The following is a 16653-nucleotide window of genomic DNA, read 5'->3' as shown; positions in this document are numbered from 1 at the left end:
CCCGCTTTGCTCTGGAAAGCAAAGCGACCTCTCTCTTCAAGGAGAGGTTGGAGAAGCGTAGTCCCGGTTAGCGCCGCTCGATCACCAGGCTCTGGACCGCCCGGCCGAAATAGCCCCTGACGTCGGCGAGCCGCGACATCGCAAGCCCGGCGCCGTCGGGCCCGATCCAGGATTCGCCGTCGAGCAGGATCCAGTCGCCGACCGGCTCGCGCGCCAGGCTCACCGTGAGATCGGCGTTGATGAAGGTCCATTGGTTGAAATCGAGCGCCGGCGAGGTGCCGTTGGAGAAGTCAGAGGCGACCACCGCGCGCATCGCCTGCGAGACGGCGGCGCCCGTGATCAGCGGCTGGTTGACGCGGAACCAGATCGCGCCCGGGCCCGTCACGCCGAAGCGGCCGCGCGCGGCCCGCATCGAGATGCATTTCACGAACGGACTGTTCGCGAGATTACCCGGCTCGACCATGCTTTCGTCGGGGCCCGGCAGATCGACCGGAAGGGCTGCGATGTCCGGCGGCAGCTCGGCGGCCTGCTGCTTGACCTTCAGCACGGTCGCCGAGACCACGAGAACGCCATCGGCGAGCAGCCTGACGCCGCAGAGCTGGATCTTGCGGCCGTCGCGCAGGATCTCGCTCGCAACCGTCAGCGTCGCCACCGGCACCGGACGCATCAGGTCGATGGTGACGCGCGCGATCCGCATCGGCACCGGCGTCGGGATGGCTTCGGCAGCCCATACCACGAGCGCGGCCGGCGCCGAGCCGTGCTGCATCCGCGGATCCCACGGACCCGCGGCGTCGGGACTGGTGACGACACGATCGCCGTCAACGCGAAAAATCGGCTCCATCAGAGCATGATCCGGAAAAATGTGCAGCGGTTTTCCCCGCGACAAACGCAAGGCGTTTGCGCGTAGATCATGCTCGAACAGAAAGCTAAAGCGCGGTGGTTCATCCTGATCACCGCGCTTTAGGCAAGCGCCGGATCGACTGCGTCGTCGTATTCCTTCTTGAAGCGGCCGATCAGTTCGGCCGCAGGCACCACCTTGGAGATGCTGCCGACGCCCTGGCCGGAGCCCCAGATCTCCTTCCAGGCTTTCGGCTTGGCGCGCTCGCCCGACGCATCGGTGCCGAAGCTCATCTTCGAGGGATCTGATGTCGGCAGGTTTTCCGGATCCATGCCGGCCGCGACGATCGACGACTTTAGATAGTTGCCGTGCACGCCGGTGAACAAATTGGAGTAGACGATGTCCTCGGCCGACGAATTGGTGATCATGCTCTTGTAGCCCTCGACCGCGTTGGCCTCCTGGGTCGCGATGAAGGCGGAGCCGATATAGGCGAAGTCGGCGCCGATGATGCGCGCTGCGCGGATCGCGCGACCGTTGGCGATGGTGCCCGACAGCGCGATCGGTCCGTCGAACCACTGCCGCGTCTCCGACACGAACGGGAACGGCGACAGCGTACCGGCATGGCCGCCGGCGCCGGCCGCGACCAGGATCAGGCCGTCGGCGCCCTTCTCGATCGCCTTGTGCGCGAACTTCTGATTGATCACGTCGTGGAACACGATGCCGCCCCAGCCGTGGACGGCCTGGTTGAGCTCCTCGCGGGCGCCGAGCGAGGAGATGATCATCGGCACCTTGTGCTTCTCGCAAAGCGCCATGTCGTGATCGAGCCGGTTGTTCGACTTGTGCACGATCTGGTTCACCGCGAACGGCGCCGACGGCCGCTCCGGATGCGCCCTGTCATAGGCGGCGAGCTCTTCCTTGATCCGGTACAGCCATTCGTCGAGCAGTTCCGGCGGACGTGCATTCAGCGCCGGAAACGACCCGACCACGCCGGCCTTGCACTGGGCGATGACGAGGTCGGGCACGGAGATGATGAACAGCGGTGCCCCGATCACGGGAAGAGACAGGCGGCCCTTGAACAGAGCAGGCATGGACATTGGCGGCGGATCCTTAAAGCGTTTGGTCGTTGATTTTAGCTCGAATGCTGACCGTCATACCAACAAGGCAATCTTTCCAGTGTCAAGTATTGCGTTATGGCGCTGCAAAATGGATGACAAAACCTCATCCAGATGCCGTGTTTTCCAGGGCGTCTGGCATCCCAGACGCGGTTCGGCCACGGCTATTGGCAGAGCGCCCGCGTCACGAAATTTTCCGTCCTGCAGTCGTTCGGGCCGCGCTTGTGGCCCGGCAAATAGACCAGCGGCGAACATTTCTCGGTCGTGTTGATATCGATGCCCTTGCCTTCCTTGAAACCCTTGCTCTGGCAGAGCCGGTCGGCGCCGATCTTGCAATCCGGCGCGCCGTTCGAGGCCACCACGCAGGCCGCGCGTCCGCTCACCATCGTCGAGGGGCGCGCGATGTTCGACAGGTCGTTGAAAGTCTCGCCGGGGCTCTTGAGCGGCGGCAGCGCCGACTTCGACTTCTCGAACAGCTTTCCGATTTCGTTGATCAGCCCGGGATTCTCGCGCTCGACCGGCGCGGGCGGCAGTTCGATCTGTTGCTGCTGAGGCGCCACAGGCTGCTGCGCGGGCGACTGGATCCCGAGTGCAGGCGGCGCGGACTGGGCCAGGCCGCGGTCGAGCGTCGCGAGTGTCATCGACAGCGCAAGACCGGCCAGCGCAGCGCGTGCCTTTGCAGCAGCCGTGAGCAGATCGCCGATTCCGTCAGCCATCGCGGCGAGCGTAGCCCGAAGCCGCGCGCAGGCAAAGGCGCGCGGCGCTAGATCAGCTTGAATGCGACGACGAAGCCCAGCACCAGCACGATAGCGCCGATCGCGACCCACAGGCCGAGCCGCTTCTCGAGCTCGGCGCGGATGACATCGCCATAGCGGTTGAGCAGCACCGCGACGAAGAAGAAGCGGCCGCCGCGCGCGACGATCGAGCACAGGATGAACAGCCAGATGTTGTAGCCGGCAAAGCCCGAGGTGATCGTCACCAGCTTGTAGGGGATCGGCGTCAGTCCCTTCAGCAGGATGATCACGGCGCCCCACTCGGCGTAGGAAGCACGGAACGCGTCGACCTTGTCGGAGAGGCCGTAGAGATGGATCAGCCACTGCCCGAGCGAATCGTAGAGCAGCGCGCCGATCGCGTAGCCGAGCACGCCGCCGGCCACCGACGCGACGGTGCAGACCGTCGCGAACCACCATGCCCGCTTCGGCCGCGCCAGCGACATCGGCAATAGCATGATGTCGGGAGGGATCGGGAAGAAGGAGCTCTCGGCGAAGGCGACGGCCGCGAGAATCCAGAGTGCGTAGGGCTTGTCGGCCGCCTCGACGCACCAGTCGTAAATCCGTTTCAACATGGGGCGCGATGAACCATCATGGAGCGGATTTGTCCATGCCGGGATTGGGCTGAATTGGGGTGATTTATGGCTACCGTTTACGCAGCCGGCTCTCCAGCGCGACAATTCGACGCCGAACCGCCGGGACCGGCGCGGTTTTGGGGACCTTGACCGGCGACTTCGGCAGCTTCTCGGCGATCCCGAGCAGCCGCTCGCGCCGCTCCATCTCGCGCCAGACATCCTCCGGCTTCACGCCGGCCGAAGCCCAGAGCACCGTAAGATTGTAGAGCAGGTCCGCGCTCTCCCGGATGACGGCATCCGGCTTGCCGCCGATGGCGTCGATCACGACCTCGACCGCCTCCTCGGCGAGCTTCTTGGCCATCTTGGCCGGGCCGCGCTGGAACAGCCGTGCCGTGCGCGACGTCGCCGGATCGAGATCCTTGGCCGCGATCACCGCCTGGTAAAGCCGTTCGATCGAATCACCCATTCCGCGAGCCTAGTCGAAACGCGTCGCCAGCGTGTTAACGCGCACAACCGACAACGAAAAATCCACCGGCCTCGCAGCCGGTGGATTCGATCGTTTGTGACAGGCTAGAGAACCGCTGAGGGCGTTCAATACGGCTGATAGGGCAGTTGCGAACGGCGCCCGTAATAGGGGCGATAACCATAATACGGTCCGCCGCCGTAATACGCCGGGCCACCGTAATAGACGGGGCCACCATAGTAGCCCGGGCCGCCATAGTAGCCATAGGAGTCGTAATAGTCGCGGCGGCTCTGGGCCGCGGCGATCGCGAGACCCGTGCCGACGATCCCGGCGAACACGGCCGCGGCCGCTGCGCCACCGCCGCCGTAGTAACGACGGCGCGCGCTGATATCGGTCGCGCCGCTCGTGCCGTGCGATGTGGTGACAGTGGCCGCCTTGCCCGCCGGAGCAGAGCCCGCGAACGCCATCGTCGGCTCAACGGCCGTCAACGCCACAGCGGCAACCGTTGCCAATGTGGCTGCGCGGCCAATGGACGAAAAAACACCTTTTCGCGCAAACATTGCAGTCATCCTTTGTGGAAGCCGGCCCGTCGGGCCTTGGTTAACCAACCACTGCCTTAACCTTAGGTTCCCCAAACCGAACGCAAGCTGAACAACCCTCAGGTGAAATCGCGGCAGTCATCGGCCGTTCACCTTGCCCGAGGCAGAATGCCTGCAAATAGCGGTTGAAATTGCAGCTTGAAATGGCCCGTGCCTTGGCGCATTCGGTGTCATGAAGCAGGCGCGCAGCCGGCGCGGCACTTTGTCTCGCCTCCCGGATGTTCATGATGCAGGTAAGTCGGACCACCGTTCTCCGCTGGATACTCGCCGGCATGATTGGCCTCTCGGGCGGCGTGTGGCCGGCGTCGACGCCGCTCTACGCCAGCGATCAGCCGCAGCCGCTCACCATCCAGTTCACGCTTGACCGTCCGCTGGATGCCGCCGCGGCGCCGTTCGTGATGGCATTGTCCGGAGGCCTGTTCAGCGCCGAGGGCCTTGCGGTCGGCACCAACGTCGCCACCAGTTCGGCGGACGCGATCGCGCGCGTCGCCGACGGCTCGAGCGACTTCGCGCTCGTCGACATCAACTCGCTGATCCGCTTTCGCGACAAGCCCGGCGCTGCCCCGGTCAAGGCGGCGTTCGTGCTGTTCAACCAGGCGCCGTATGCGATCATTGCCCGCAAGAGCCGCGGCATCAGGACGCTGTCGGACATGGAGGGCAAGAGCCTCGGCGTCGCCGACGGCGACCTCTCGATCCGGCTGTGGCCCGCGGTCGCCAAGCAGAACGGCATCAAGCTATCGAGCGTGAAGCAGAACACGATCAGCGCCGCGGTGCGCGAGCCGATGCTGTCCGCCGGACAGGTCGATGCCGTCACCGGCTTCTCCTATCTCTCGGCGATCAATTTGCGGGATCGCGGCGTGCCCGCCGATGATCTCGCGGTGCTGCGCTTCGCCGACTATGGCTGCGAGGCCTACGGCTTTGCGGTGATCGTCAGCCCGCGCCTTGCCGCCGCCAAGCCGGACGCGGTGAAGGGGTTCGTGCGTGCGGTGATCGGCGGCACCAACCTCACCGTCAAGGACCCCGCCCGCGCGGCGAGCGAGGTGGTGAGCCGGATGGACGGCGGCTCGCGCGATCTGGAGTTCGAGCGGCTTACCGCCATCATCCGCGACAACATCCTGACCGCTGAGGTGAAGCGCGACGGCATCGGCGGCATCGACCCCGAGCGCTTCGAGCGCTCGGTCGACCAGCTTGCGGAAGATGTCAAATTCCAGAAGCGGCCGCACGCCGCCGACATCTTCGACGACCAATTCCTGCCGCCGATCGACGGCCGGCTGGTGAATTGAGGCTGGCCCTCATGGTGAAACCCATCCCCTCATGGTGAGGAGGCGCGGATGCGCCGTCTCGAACCACGAGGCCCGTGGCCCATCCTTCGAGACGCCTGCTTCGCAGACTGCTCAGGATGAGGTCGGAGTATGGACCGGCACGGGAAGTGGGTAGTTCTCCGCAACGATCCCGGCTTACAATGGCCCGGCGTCCACCGCTTGCGAGTCCTGCCGGCATGTCCATGCTTCGCCTCTACACCCGCGTCCTCGAACTGCTCGGCAAGGAGGCACGGCTCGGCTGGATCCTCGCCGCGGCCAACATGCTGCTCGCCGGCGCGCAGTTCGCCGAGCCGGTGCTGTTCGGCAAGATCGTCGACGTGCTGTCGGGCCGGCCGGTCACGGGACTGTTCGCGACCTCCTCGGCATGGCCGCTGCTGGTGGCCTGGGCGGCGTTCGGCCTGTTCACGATCGGCTGCAGCGCGATCGTCGCACTACAGGCCGACCGGCTGGCGCACCGCCAGCGCCAGGCGGTGCTGACCGATTATTTCGAGCACATCCTGCAACTGCCGCTGACCTTTCACTCCGGCACCCATTCCGGGCGGCTGATGAAGGTGATGCTGAACGGCACCGACGCGCTGTGGCGGCTCTGGCTCGGCTTCTTCCGCGAGCATTTCGCCGCGATCATGTCGCTGATCGTGCTGTTGCCGCTTTCGCTCTACATCAACTGGCGGCTCGCCATCCTGCTGTTCGGGCTCTGCGTCGTGTTCACGGTGCTGACCACGATGGTGGTACGCAAGACCTACGGCATGCAGAGCGAGGTCGAGGCCTATTACAGCGACCTCTCGGCGCGCGCTTCCGACGCGCTCGGCAATGTCGCGCTGGTGCAGAGCTTCGTGCGGATCGATTCCGAGGTGCAGGGCCTGCGCTACGTCGCCGACAAGCTGCTCGCGGTGCAGATGCCGGTGCTGTCATGGTGGGCGCTGGTCACCGTGATCACGCGCGCCTCGACCACGATCACGGTGCTCGCGATCTTTACCGTCGGCATCGCGCTCCACAATGAGGGGCTCACCACGGTCGGCGAGATCGTGATGTTCGTCTCGTTCGCCACCATGCTGATCCAGAAGCTCGAACAGGTGGTGAGCTTCATCAACAACGTGTTCATGGAAGCGCCGCGCCTGCAGGAATTCTTCGACGTGCTCGATGCCGTGCCGGCGGTGCGCGACCGGCCCGGCGCGGTCGATCCCGGACGGCTGTCCGGCCTCGTCGAGTTCAACGACGTCTCGTTCTCCTATGACGGCAAGCGGCCCGCGATCGAGGATCTCACCTTCACCGCGTTGCCCGGCCAGACCATCGCATTGGTCGGCTCGACCGGCGCCGGCAAGTCCACCGCGATCGCGCTGCTGCATCGTGCGTTCGATCCGCAATCCGGCATCATCAAGATCGACGGTATGGACATACGCGCGCTGAAGCTGACGGCGCTGCGCCGGAACATCGGCGTGGTGTTTCAGGAGGCGCTGCTGTTCAACCGCTCGCTCGCCGACAATCTGCGCGTCGGCAAGCCCGATGCGACCGATGAGGAACTGCGTACCGCCGCGGCACGCGCCCAGGCGCTGGATTTCATCGAGCGCAGCGAGAAGAAGTTCGACACCCATGCCGGCGAGCGCGGCCGCATGCTGTCCGGCGGCGAACGGCAGCGGCTGTCGATCGCGCGTGCGCTGCTCAAGGACCCGCCGATCCTGATCCTCGACGAGGCGACCAGCGCGCTCGACGCCGTCACCGAGGCCAAGGTCAACGCTGCTCTCGACGAAGTGATGAAGGGCCGCACCACCTTCGTGATCGCGCACCGTCTCTCGACCATCCGCCACGCTACCCGCATCCTGCTGTTTGACCAGGGACGGGTGATCGAAAGCGGAACTTTCGATGAACTGGTGGCAAAAGGCGGGCGTTTTGCCGACCTTGCGCGTGCCCAGTTCATGGTCCACGAGCAGGCGCGCGCCGGCATCGAGGCACCATAATTCCCGCTTTCCAATTGAGGCGGCTGCCGAAATTCAGCCGATTTCGTCCACGATATAATCGGCCGGCCTCTGTTCTCTGCTGGCAAGCCGGTATAGGGTTTGCATCGCCGCAATGCGGCGCCGGACACGCTTGAAACCCGTACGTCACAATCGCAAGACCTCCTTTTTTGAAGGCGGGTCTCCAAGGACCGGAACCGGATTCGTGCATTTTCCTCGCCCGTCATTGAAATGGATTCTGGCCGTCGCGATGCTCGCCATCGCTGCGCCGCAAATGGCGCGAGCCGAAGCCCTGCTGGTCGTCGAGGCGGATTCCGGAAAGGTGCTGCAGGCCGACAATGCGACGATGCCGTGGTATCCGGCCTCGCTCAGCAAGATGATGACGGCCTATGTGACGCTGAAGGCGGTCAAGGACGGCCGCGTCTCGCTCGACACGCTGCTCACGGTGTCGCCGACCGCGGCGTCGCAATCACCCTCGAAGATGGGCTTCCGGCCCGGCACCCAGGTCACGGTCGACAACGCGCTCAAGATGATGCTGGTGAAGTCGGCCAACGACATGGCCGTGGTGCTGGCCGAAGGCCTCGGCGGCTCGATCGACGGCTTTGCCGGGATGATGAACCAGACCGCGCAGAGGCTCGGCATGACGCAGACGAGCTACGTCAACCCGAACGGCCTGCCCGCCGACGGCCAGATCACTTCGGCGCGCGACATGGCGATCCTCGCCCGCGCCATCATCCGCGACCTGCCGGAATACGAGTATTTCGTCCACATCCCGTCGATCCGCTTCGGCCGCCGGATCACCCAGAACTTCAACAAGCTGATCGGCCGCTATCCCGGCGCCGACGGCTTCAAGACCGGCTTCATCTGCGCCTCCGGCTACAATCTCGTGGCGTCGGCAACGCGTGACGGCAAGCGGCTGATCGCCGTGGTGCTCGGCGCCTCCTCGGGCCGCATGCGCGCGATCCGCGCCGCGCAACTGCTGGACCGCGGCTTCGCCAATAACGGGCTGGCGTGGCTGCGGCCTTCGCTCGGCACCGTCGACAACCTAGTGCCGATCGATTCCACGCCGCCGAACCTGCGCGAGGAGATGTGCGGCCCCAAGCACAAGCGGCCCGCCAGCGACGAGGACGGAGAGGACACCATCGCAAGCGCCGGAAGCTCCAGCACCAATGGCGACGGTGGCGTGAGCTTCTTCGCCTCCGGCCTGCAGGCCGCGGTGCCGACCAAGCCGGCCGACATGCTGGCGCAGCCGGCGGCGGCGTCCGAACCGGTCCTGGTTTATACGGGTCCGACCAAGACCGGCGCCGCCCTGATCGCCGCGGTCGAGGCCGACACCGAGAAGCTGCAGCCGGTCAAGCGCGCCAAGGGCAAGCACACCCGCGTTGCGGGCAAGAAACCGGATGCGGCGGACGACACGAAGGGTGACGCCAAGAGCGCCGCCAAATCGGATAACAAGTCGGACAAGCCGGCGGCCAAGCCCGTGCATCACGCCAACGCCAAGCCGGATGCCGCAGCTGCGAAGCCGGCCGCCGACAAGCAGGCCGCCGCAAAACCTGCCGGCAAGCCGGTGGCTACGGCAAAACCGGCTGCGAAGCCCAAATCTGCTGACAAGCCAAAGGCCGTCGACAAGCCCAAGGCCGACGCCAAGCCCGCCGGCTAGCAGAGCCCCCGCTCCTCCAATCTCCCAATGCGTCGATAGCGCGCAGCGGCTTGCCATTGGCCGCGGCATCGCTCAATACTGCCTGAAATACCGCGACCAAGAATAATACGACCAAGGGTCGGAAAACCCGGAAACAATCCGGGACTTCAGCCAAATTTGAGAGAGGGGAAAGACCATTATGGAGCGCATCTGGCTCAAGCATTACCCAGCCGGCGTGCCCGCCGATATCGACGTCACGCAATATTCGTCGCTGGTCGAATTGCTGGAAGAGAGCTTCAAGAAGTTCGCCGATAGCAAGGCGTTCATCTGCATGGACAAGGCGATCACCTATCGCGAGCTCGACGAGATGTCGTTGTCGCTCGGCGCCTATCTGCAGCGCAAGGGCCTGCAGAAGGGCGCGCGGGTCGCGCTGATGATGCCGAACGTGCTGCAATATCCGGTCGCGACCGCCGCCGTGTTGCGCGCCGGCTTCGCCGTGGTCAACGTCAACCCGCTCTACACCCCGCGCGAGCTCGAGCACCAGCTCAAGGATTCCGGCGCCGAGGCGATCATCGTGCTGGAGAACTTCGCGACCACCGTGCAGAAGGTGCTCCCCAACACCTCGGTCAAGCACGTGGTCGTCGGCAGCATGGGCGACCTGCTCGGCTTCAAGGGCGTGATCGTCAATCTGGTGGTGCGCCGGGTGAAGAAGATGGTGCCGGCCTGGTCGATCCCGGGCGCCGTCGGCTTCAACGAGGCGCTGTCGGCCGGCCGCGCCGCCAAGCTCAACAAGCCGGCGCTGACGCTCGATGACGTCGCCTTCCTGCAATATACCGGCGGCACCACCGGCGTCTCCAAGGGCGCGACCCTGCTCCATCGCAACATCCTGGCCAACGTGCTGCAGAACGACGCCTGGCTGCAGCCGGCGCTGGCGAAGCCGCCGATCGTCGAACAGATGGTCATCGTCTGCGCGCTGCCGCTCTATCACGTGTTCGCGCTCACCGCCTGCTATCTGCTGGGCATGCGGTGCGGCGGCACCAATCTGCTGATCCCGAATCCGCGCGACATGGCGGGCTTCGTCAAGGAACTGGCGAAGTACCAGGTCAGCTTCTTCCCGGCGGTCAACACCCTCTACAATGGCCTGCTGAACACGCCCGGATTCGACAAGCTCGACTTCTCCAAGCTGAAGATCGCCAATGGCGGCGGCATGGCGACGCAACGGCCGGTCGCCGAGAAGTGGCTGAAGGTCACGGGCGTCTCGCTGTCGGAAGGCTATGGCCTGTCGGAGACGTCGCCGACCCTGACGTGCAATCCTGCCACGATCGAGGAGTTCTCCGGAACGATCGGCCTTCCCGTGCCGTCGACCTGGCTCTCGATCCGCGACGATGACGGCAATGAATTGCCGCTCGGCCAGGCCGGTGAAATCTGCGCCAAGGGTCCCCAGGTGATGGCAGGCTACTGGAACAGGCCCGACGAGACCGCGCGCGTGATGACCGCGGACGGCTATTTCCGCACCGGCGACATCGGCGTGATGGACGAGAAGGGCTATACCAAGATCGTCGATCGCAAGAAGGACATGATCCTGGTCTCCGGCTTCAACGTCTATCCGAACGAGATCGAGGAAGTGATCGCGAGCCACCCGGGCGTGCTCGAATGCGCCGTGATCGGCGTGCCCGATGCGAAGTCCGGCGAGGCGGTGAAGGCCTTCGTGGTCAAGAAGGACCCGAACGTCACGGCCGAGGACATCATCAAGTTCAGCGCCACCCAGCTCACCGGCTACAAGGTGCCGAAGCAGATCGAGTTCAGGACCGACCTGCCGAAGACCAATGTCGGCAAGATCCTGCGCCGCGAGCTGCGCGACGAGAAGAAGGCCGCGGCCTGACAACAGCAAGCGGGCGTTGGACCGACATGACTGACGCGCGCATCGCGACGCCGGCCGACGTGCTCGCCTTTTGGCGGGACGCCGGCCGCGACCGCTGGTACAAGCACGACGACGGCTTCGATGCCGAAATCCGCAGCCGCTTCCTCGCCACCTGGCAGAAGGCGGCTGCCGGCGAATTGTCGTCATGGGAGGCGAGCGACGACGGCGCGCTGGCGCTGACCATCGTGCTCGACCAGTTTCCGCGAAACCTGTTTCGCGACGACAGCAAGACCTTCTCAAGCGATGCGCTGGCGCGCGAGGTGGCAAGCCGGGCCATCGATCGCGGCGTCGATGCGCGGACCGACCCGCGCCTGCGCGAATTCCTCTATCTGCCTTTCGAGCATTCGGAGGACCTCGACGACCAGCAGCGCTGCGTGACGCTGTTCCGGCAATATGACTGCCATCCCGACAACCTGAAATATGCCGAGGAACACGCCGACATCATCCGCCGGTTCGGCCGCTTCCCGCACCGGAATCGCGTGCTGGGCCGGCAGACCACGGCCGAGGAGCAGGCTTTCCTCGATGCCGGCGGGTTTTCCGGCTGATGACGGAACGGTGACCGGCTTCCGGCATTGCCGTTCCTCGATCAGCTCGTATTGTGCCGTCAGAGCGCCGGGTCTAAGACAGGTCCGCTTCACCGAGGGAGAACACCGATGACGATCAATGTTGGCGACAAGCTGCCGGAAGCCAAGTTTCGCGTGATGACCGCCGAGGGTCCGCAGGTCAAAACCACCGACGACATTTTCAAGGGCAAGAAGGTCGCCCTGTTCGCCGTGCCCGGCGCCTATACCGGCACCTGCCACAAGATGCATCTGCCGAGCATTTTCCTCAACGCCTACGCCATGAAGAACAAGGGCGTCGACACCATCGCGATCGTCTCGGTCAACGACGCCTTCGTGATGAACGCCTGGAAGCGCGACACCGACCAGCGCGACGAGGCCGTGTTCCTGGCCGACGGCAATGCCGACTTCGCCAAGGCGATCGGCATGGAGCTCGACGCCTCCGGCAACGGCCTCGGCATCCGCTCCAAGCGCTACTCGATGCTGGTCGAGGACGGCGTGGTGAAGAAGCTCAACCTCGAGCCCGCCCCGGGCAAGGTCGAGGTCTCCGGCGGCGACACGCTGCTCGGACAGCTCTGATTGCTCACCGTCATTGCGAGCAAAGCGAAGCAATCCATTTCACCGCATGCGCTGAAGCATGGATTGCTTCGTCGCTTCGCTCCTCGCAATGACGAGCTGACTTGAACGGCTGTCATCGCCCGGCTTGACCGGGCGATCCAGTACGCCGCGGCCTCTCGTTTCAGTCACCACTGCCTCTGGAATACTGGATCGCCCGCTTTCGCGGGCGATGACAGTTTTGGGCATGGCGATCGCAGGGATCGCGACTCTACCCACGCTACGCAGCCAGCAAGCGGCGCGCCCTACCCCTTCAGCCTCGCCATCGCCACGCCCTCTCGCGCCAGTTCGTCGGCGCGTTCGTTCTCGACGTGGCCGGCGTGGCCCTTGATCCAGTGCCAGCGCACCTCATGCGGCTTCAGCGCGGCATCGAGGCGCTGCCACAGCTCGACATTCTTGACCGGCTTCTTGTCGGCGGTGCGCCAGCCATTGCGCTTCCAGCCATGGATCCAGCCGGTGATGCCCTGGCGGACATACTGGCTGTCGGTAGTGAGGTCGACCACGCAGGGCTTCTTCAGGGCTTCCAGCGCCGAGATCGCCGCCATCAGCTCCATGCGGTTGTTGGTGGTGTGCGCCTCGCCGCCCTTCAATTCCTTCTCGACGTCGCCGAACCGGAGGATCGCGCCCCAGCCGCCCGGTCCGGGATTTCCGGAACAGGCACCATCGGTGAACACAATCACATGCGGCTTGTCGCTCACGCCGCGCATCCCGCCGGCGTGATGCCGTAGTCGCGCAGGCTCGCGACATTCTGCTGGAAGCGCAGCTTGCGGACATATTCCAGCGGGTCCTTCGGCTGCACCAGCGCGCCTTCGGGCACGTTGAGGAAATCGACCAGCCGCGTCAGCAGGAAGCGCATCGACGCACCCCGCGCCAGCAACGGCAGCGCGGCCTCTTCCGCCGCCGACAGCGGCCGCTCGCGGCGATAGGCGTTGAGCAGCGCGCGCGCCTTGGTGACGTTGAAGGAATGATCCGGCTCGAAGCACCAGGCGTTGAGGCAGATCGCGACGTCGTAAGCCAGGATGTCGTTGCAGGCGAACGGGAAGTCGATCAGGCCCGACAGCTTGTCGCCGAGAAAGAAGACGTTGTCGGGAAACAGATCGGCATGGATCACGCCGATCGGCAGATCCGCCGGCCACGAAGCTTCGAGATGATCGAGCTCGCGGGCGATGAAGTCGTGCAAGCCCGGCTGCACGCTGTCGGCCCGCGCGGCGGCAAGATCGAACAGCGGCCGCCAGCCGGAGACCGACAGCGGGTTCTTGCGCACCAGCGAAAAGTCGCGGCCGGCGAGATGCATCTTGGCCAGCGCCTCGCCGACGCCTGCGCAATGCGCGACGTTCGGCCGCCGCGGCCAGACGCCTTCGAGGAAGTTGATGATCGCCGCGGGCCGGCCGGCGAGCCGGCTCGTGACCTCGCCCTTGCGGTTGCGCGCCGGCTGCGGGCACGACACGCCGCGCTCGGCGAGATGGGCCATCAGCGACAGGAAATACGGCAGGTCGTCCTCCGCCACGCGCTTCTCATAGAGCGTGAGGATGTAGGCGCCCTGGCTGGTGTGCAGCAGGAAGTTCGAATTCTCCACGCCCTCGGCGATGCCCTTGTAGGAGAGCAATTCGCCGATGTCGTAGCTTTTGAGGAATTCCGCGAGGTCTTCGGCGGCAACGTCGGTGTAAACCGCCATATGGTTTATTCCGCCGCGGCAGCGTCGGGCCGCAGCGAACGCGGCAGCGGGAAGAACTCGTTCTCTTCCGCGGCCGAGACCGTCTCCACGTGCAGTTCGTAGCGCTCGGCGAAGGCGCCCATGATCTCCTCGACGATCACCTCAGGCGCCGATGCGCCCGCGGTGATGCCGAGGCTCCTGATGCCTTCGAAGCGGCCCCAGTCGATGTCGCTGGCGCGCTGGGCGAGCACGGCGATCGGGCAGCCCTCGCGCTCGGCGACCTCGCGCAGACGCTGCGAGTTCGACGAGTTCGGCGCGCCGACCACGATCAGGGCGTCGACCACCGGCGCCACCTTCTTGACCGCGAGCTGGCGGTTGGTGGTGGCGTAGCAGATGTCTTCCTTGTGCGGACCGTTGACGTTCGGGAAGCGCTCCTTGAGCAGCGCCACGATCTCCGCGGTGTCGTCGATCGACAGCGTGGTCTGGGTCACGAAAGCAAGGTTGTCGGGATCCTTCGGCACGAAGGTTTTGGCGTCCTCGGCGGTCTCGATCAGGGTCACGGCGCCCGCCGGCAGCTGGCCGAGCGTGCCGACCACCTCGGGGTGATGGGAATGCCCGATCAGCAGGATTTCGCGGCCGCGCTTGAAATGGATCGCCGCCTCGCGATGGACCTTGGTCACCAGCGGGCAGGTCGCATCCAACGAGAAGAAATTGCGGGATTTGGCCTCGGCCGGAACCGATTTCGGCACGCCATGGGCCGAAAACACCACCGGCGCGTTGGTTTCGTCGGGGATTTCGGACAATTCCTCGACGAAAATGGCGCCTTTGGTCTTCAGGCTGTCCACCACGTACTTGTTATGGACGATTTCGTGCCGGACATAGACCGGGGCGCCATAAATGGTGAGGGCGCGCTCGACCGTGTCGATGGCTCGCACCACCCCGGCGCAAAAGCCGCGGGGGGAACAAAGCACGATTCTAAGATCGGGTTTTTTCGCTGACATCGAGCTGATCTCGGGGCTGTCTTTGGACTGTCTTGGGGCAATTTCGGGACCGAATCACCCCTCGCCGGCGGGCGGGGAACGGCCAGTTAGAGTAAGGACTTGGGACTGCTTTCGGGCGCTGTCAAGGCGATTTTGCTGGCCCATTGCGCCATTCCCCCCTGAGGGCTTATATAGGCTCTATAATTCCCGTCATCGCCGATGACTACCAGCTTCGCCTCGACAGAGGTGGGCGAAGCACAAAGGAGATTTGCCATGAGCAACGCACCGCTGATGCCGAAGGCGACTGCCGTGTGGTTGGTCGACAATACCGCCCTGACGTTCGATCAGGTGGCCGATTTTACCAAAATGCACCCCCTCGAGGTCCGTGCCATTGCGGACGGCGACGCCGCCCAGGGCATCAAGGGCATGGACCCGATTTCGAACGGCCAGCTGACCCGCGAGGAGATCGAGCGGGGCGAGCGCGACCAGAACTACCGGCTCAGGCTGCAGGAGAGCAAGGTGGTGCTGCCGTCGGCCGCCAAGAAGAAGGGCCCGCGCTACACCCCTGTGTCGCGCCGTCATGAGCGGCCGAGCGCGATCCTCTGGCTGGTGCGCAACCACCCCGAGCTGAAGGACGCCCAGATCATGCGTCTGGTCGGCACCACCAAGACCACGATCGCGAGCGTGCGCGACCGCACCCACTGGAACGCCTCGACCCTGACCCCGATGGATCCGGTGACGCTCGGCCTGTGCTCGCAGATCGAGCTCGATTTCGAGGTGCAGCGCGCCGCCAAGGAGAAGCCGACCACGACGGTCTATGGCGGCGCCACGCTGCTGCCGGCCTCCGAGACCACGCGCAAGGAAGAGCTCGACGATCAGCCGATCGAGCGCCACGACGATCTCAACGTCGATGCCGTGTTCGCCAAGCTGAAGACGATCGGCGGCAAGAAGCCCGACGACGAGGAAGAGTAAGCGCGGGCTGCGCAGCTCGAGCAACGCAATACGAAACGAAACGCGGCGGGGCGACCTGCCGCGTTTTTGCTTGCAGGCGCATGCGACGGACGTGACGGCCGTCAGCGACGCTCAGTGCACGTCCGGATGGTTCATCATGTATTCGCCGAGATCGCGCTGCCTGCGATCGGTGCGGGCTTCGGCGTTCTGGCGCTGGACGTCGCGATCCCTGCGGCACGAGACGTATTCGGGCGAGCCGACCGCGACCTTGCCGCCGGCCTGGCAATACTGATCGTCGTCGCCCATGCTCTCCGCGATCGGCGACCGCCCGCGTTCGAGGCAGCCTGCCAGCAGCGGCAGGGCAAGCAGCAATGCGAGGGGCGCGCGTGCGGAAATGGATCGCATCCGGGGGTCCGTATCTCGTGGCCTGTGACGTTGGAGGCCGGGATGACCCGGCAATCCATCAAAATCAAGGCCGTTTTGCTTCGGAATGGGTTTCGATGAGGCGTGGCCTGATTGCGCGGTTGGTGCCCTGATCGACGATCTCGCCCGGGGCCACCCCTCTCCCCAACCCTCCCCCGCAAGGGGGGAGGGAGCCTGACCAGTGTGCTCACCTCACGCGACGTAAAGTCAACTGCACACCGCTCAACACATCCTGCGTGAGGGAGGCAGCGGCGGAAGGGTTCCCTCCCCCCTTGCGGG

Annotated in this window: 17 protein-coding genes; 7 read left to right on the top strand and 10 right to left on the bottom strand. The window is 65.0% G+C overall.

The features are described from left to right. Nucleotides 1-67: 67 nt before the first annotated feature. The 6 genes from ACVILL_RS17405 to ACVILL_RS17380 all read right to left on the bottom strand — a co-directional run bounded on the left by ACVILL_RS17405 (nucleotide 68) and on the right by ACVILL_RS17380 (nucleotide 4318). A complete protein-coding gene (locus ACVILL_RS17405; protein ID WP_456730173.1) occupies nucleotides 68-841 on the bottom strand; it encodes a thioesterase family protein in 774 nt (257 codons plus the stop codon). Between the two features lie 119 nt (nucleotides 842-960). Further along, nucleotides 961-1932 (bottom strand): NAD(P)H-dependent flavin oxidoreductase, encoded by a 972-nt coding sequence (locus tag ACVILL_RS17400; protein WP_456730172.1) that lies wholly within the window; start codon nucleotides 1930-1932, stop codon nucleotides 961-963. 182 nt (nucleotides 1933-2114) lie between these two features. Continuing rightward, nucleotides 2115-2666, bottom strand: a complete 552-nt coding sequence (locus ACVILL_RS17395; RefSeq protein WP_456730171.1) for a hypothetical protein — start codon at nucleotides 2664-2666, stop codon at nucleotides 2115-2117. A 47-nt stretch (nucleotides 2667-2713) separates the two neighbouring features. Continuing rightward, a complete protein-coding gene (locus ACVILL_RS17390) occupies nucleotides 2714-3295 on the bottom strand; it encodes a YqaA family protein (RefSeq protein ID WP_456730170.1) in 582 nt (193 codons plus the stop codon). Between the two features lie 70 nt (nucleotides 3296-3365). Then, nucleotides 3366-3761, bottom strand: a complete 396-nt coding sequence (gene hisE / locus ACVILL_RS17385; RefSeq protein WP_456730169.1) for a phosphoribosyl-ATP diphosphatase — start codon at nucleotides 3759-3761, stop codon at nucleotides 3366-3368. 125 nt (nucleotides 3762-3886) lie between these two features. After that, nucleotides 3887-4318: a hypothetical protein gene (locus tag ACVILL_RS17380; RefSeq protein ID WP_456730168.1), complete on the bottom strand. Its 432-nt coding sequence runs from the start codon at nucleotides 4316-4318 to the stop codon at nucleotides 3887-3889. Between the two features lie 266 nt (nucleotides 4319-4584). Here ACVILL_RS17380 and ACVILL_RS17375 point away from each other — a divergent pair, with 266 nt between their 5' ends. The 6 genes from ACVILL_RS17375 to ACVILL_RS17350 all read left to right on the top strand — a co-directional run bounded on the left by ACVILL_RS17375 (nucleotide 4585) and on the right by ACVILL_RS17350 (nucleotide 12330). Next, the gene (locus ACVILL_RS17375; protein ID WP_456730167.1) at nucleotides 4585-5640 is read left to right on the top strand and encodes an ABC transporter substrate-binding protein; all 1056 of its coding nucleotides are present in this window, start codon (nucleotides 4585-4587) and stop codon (nucleotides 5638-5640) included. A 215-nt stretch (nucleotides 5641-5855) separates the two neighbouring features. Continuing rightward, the gene (locus ACVILL_RS17370) at nucleotides 5856-7634 is read left to right on the top strand and encodes a glucan ABC transporter ATP-binding protein/ permease (RefSeq protein ID WP_456730166.1); all 1779 of its coding nucleotides are present in this window, start codon (nucleotides 5856-5858) and stop codon (nucleotides 7632-7634) included. 202 nt (nucleotides 7635-7836) lie between these two features. Then, nucleotides 7837-9291: a D-alanyl-D-alanine carboxypeptidase family protein gene (locus ACVILL_RS17365; protein ID WP_456730165.1), complete on the top strand. Its 1455-nt coding sequence runs from the start codon at nucleotides 7837-7839 to the stop codon at nucleotides 9289-9291. 178 nt (nucleotides 9292-9469) lie between these two features. After that, a complete protein-coding gene (locus ACVILL_RS17360) occupies nucleotides 9470-11152 on the top strand; it encodes a long-chain-fatty-acid--CoA ligase (protein ID WP_456730164.1) in 1683 nt (560 codons plus the stop codon). A 26-nt stretch (nucleotides 11153-11178) separates the two neighbouring features. Beyond that, nucleotides 11179-11736, top strand: a complete 558-nt coding sequence (locus ACVILL_RS17355) for a DUF924 family protein (RefSeq protein ID WP_456730163.1) — start codon at nucleotides 11179-11181, stop codon at nucleotides 11734-11736. A gap of 108 nt (nucleotides 11737-11844) precedes the next feature. Beyond that, a complete protein-coding gene (locus ACVILL_RS17350; RefSeq protein ID WP_018269652.1) occupies nucleotides 11845-12330 on the top strand; it encodes a peroxiredoxin in 486 nt (161 codons plus the stop codon). Between the two features lie 281 nt (nucleotides 12331-12611). On the opposite strand, the gene rnhA is transcribed toward ACVILL_RS17350, so the two are convergent. From rnhA to ispH, 3 genes are read right to left on the bottom strand one after another with little or no spacing between them, the layout of a single operon-like run. Then, nucleotides 12612-13073, bottom strand: a complete 462-nt coding sequence (gene rnhA, locus ACVILL_RS17345; protein WP_456730162.1) for a ribonuclease HI — start codon at nucleotides 13071-13073, stop codon at nucleotides 12612-12614. After that, nucleotides 13061-14041, bottom strand: coding sequence for a homoserine kinase (locus ACVILL_RS17340; RefSeq protein ID WP_456730161.1), 981 nt, complete (start codon nucleotides 14039-14041; stop codon nucleotides 13061-13063). The genes rnhA and ACVILL_RS17340 overlap by 13 nt, the downstream gene beginning before the upstream one ends. Nucleotides 14042-14046: 5 nt before the next feature. Next, nucleotides 14047-15021 carry a 4-hydroxy-3-methylbut-2-enyl diphosphate reductase gene (ispH, locus tag ACVILL_RS17335; protein ID WP_456730160.1) on the bottom strand — a complete coding sequence of 325 codons (975 nt, stop codon included), beginning with the start codon at nucleotides 15019-15021 and terminating at the stop codon, nucleotides 14047-14049. A gap of 252 nt (nucleotides 15022-15273) precedes the next feature. Between ispH and ACVILL_RS17330 the strand changes: the two genes are divergently transcribed. Further along, nucleotides 15274-15972, top strand: a complete 699-nt coding sequence (locus ACVILL_RS17330) for a DUF1013 domain-containing protein (protein WP_456730159.1) — start codon at nucleotides 15274-15276, stop codon at nucleotides 15970-15972. 111 nt (nucleotides 15973-16083) lie between these two features. On the opposite strand, the gene ACVILL_RS17325 is transcribed toward ACVILL_RS17330, so the two are convergent. Further along, nucleotides 16084-16356, bottom strand: a complete 273-nt coding sequence (locus ACVILL_RS17325; RefSeq protein ID WP_456730158.1) for a hypothetical protein — start codon at nucleotides 16354-16356, stop codon at nucleotides 16084-16086. Between the last annotated feature and the right edge of the window lie 297 nt (nucleotides 16357-16653).

The sequence above is a fragment of the Bradyrhizobium sp. USDA 3364 genome (assembly GCF_054056355.1).
The sequence above is the reverse complement of the archived record's forward strand: the minus strand, read 5'-3'. Positions and strand labels throughout refer to the sequence as shown.

What these genes read in the sequence shown, in the direction of transcription:
- ACVILL_RS17380 (WP_456730168.1), bottom strand. Translation starts at nt 4,318, where the DNA reads ATGTTTGCGCGAAAAGGTGTTTTTTCGTCCATTGGCCGCGCAGCCACA.
- rnhA (WP_456730162.1), bottom strand. Translation starts at nt 13,073, where the DNA reads ATGCGCGGCGTGAGCGACAAGCCGCATGTGATTGTGTTCACCGATGGT.
- ACVILL_RS17390 (WP_456730170.1), bottom strand. Translation starts at nt 3,295, where the DNA reads ATGTTGAAACGGATTTACGACTGGTGCGTCGAGGCGGCCGACAAGCCC.
- hisE (WP_456730169.1), bottom strand. Translation starts at nt 3,761, where the DNA reads ATGGGTGATTCGATCGAACGGCTTTACCAGGCGGTGATCGCGGCCAAG.
- ACVILL_RS17405 (WP_456730173.1), bottom strand. Translation starts at nt 841, where the DNA reads ATGGAGCCGATTTTTCGCGTTGACGGCGATCGTGTCGTCACCAGTCCC.
- ACVILL_RS17370 (WP_456730166.1), top strand. Translation starts at nt 5,856, where the DNA reads ATGTCCATGCTTCGCCTCTACACCCGCGTCCTCGAACTGCTCGGCAAG.
- ACVILL_RS17355 (WP_456730163.1), top strand. Translation starts at nt 11,179, where the DNA reads ATGACTGACGCGCGCATCGCGACGCCGGCCGACGTGCTCGCCTTTTGG.
- ACVILL_RS17330 (WP_456730159.1), top strand. Translation starts at nt 15,274, where the DNA reads ATGAGCAACGCACCGCTGATGCCGAAGGCGACTGCCGTGTGGTTGGTC.
- ACVILL_RS17340 (WP_456730161.1), bottom strand. Translation starts at nt 14,041, where the DNA reads ATGGCGGTTTACACCGACGTTGCCGCCGAAGACCTCGCGGAATTCCTC.
- ACVILL_RS17400 (WP_456730172.1), bottom strand. Translation starts at nt 1,932, where the DNA reads ATGTCCATGCCTGCTCTGTTCAAGGGCCGCCTGTCTCTTCCCGTGATC.
- ACVILL_RS17360 (WP_456730164.1), top strand. Translation starts at nt 9,470, where the DNA reads ATGGAGCGCATCTGGCTCAAGCATTACCCAGCCGGCGTGCCCGCCGAT.
- ACVILL_RS17395 (WP_456730171.1), bottom strand. Translation starts at nt 2,666, where the DNA reads ATGGCTGACGGAATCGGCGATCTGCTCACGGCTGCTGCAAAGGCACGC.
- ACVILL_RS17375 (WP_456730167.1), top strand. Translation starts at nt 4,585, where the DNA reads ATGCAGGTAAGTCGGACCACCGTTCTCCGCTGGATACTCGCCGGCATG.
- ACVILL_RS17350 (WP_018269652.1), top strand. Translation starts at nt 11,845, where the DNA reads ATGACGATCAATGTTGGCGACAAGCTGCCGGAAGCCAAGTTTCGCGTG.
- ispH (WP_456730160.1), bottom strand. Translation starts at nt 15,021, where the DNA reads ATGTCAGCGAAAAAACCCGATCTTAGAATCGTGCTTTGTTCCCCCCGC.
- ACVILL_RS17325 (WP_456730158.1), bottom strand. Translation starts at nt 16,356, where the DNA reads ATGCGATCCATTTCCGCACGCGCGCCCCTCGCATTGCTGCTTGCCCTG.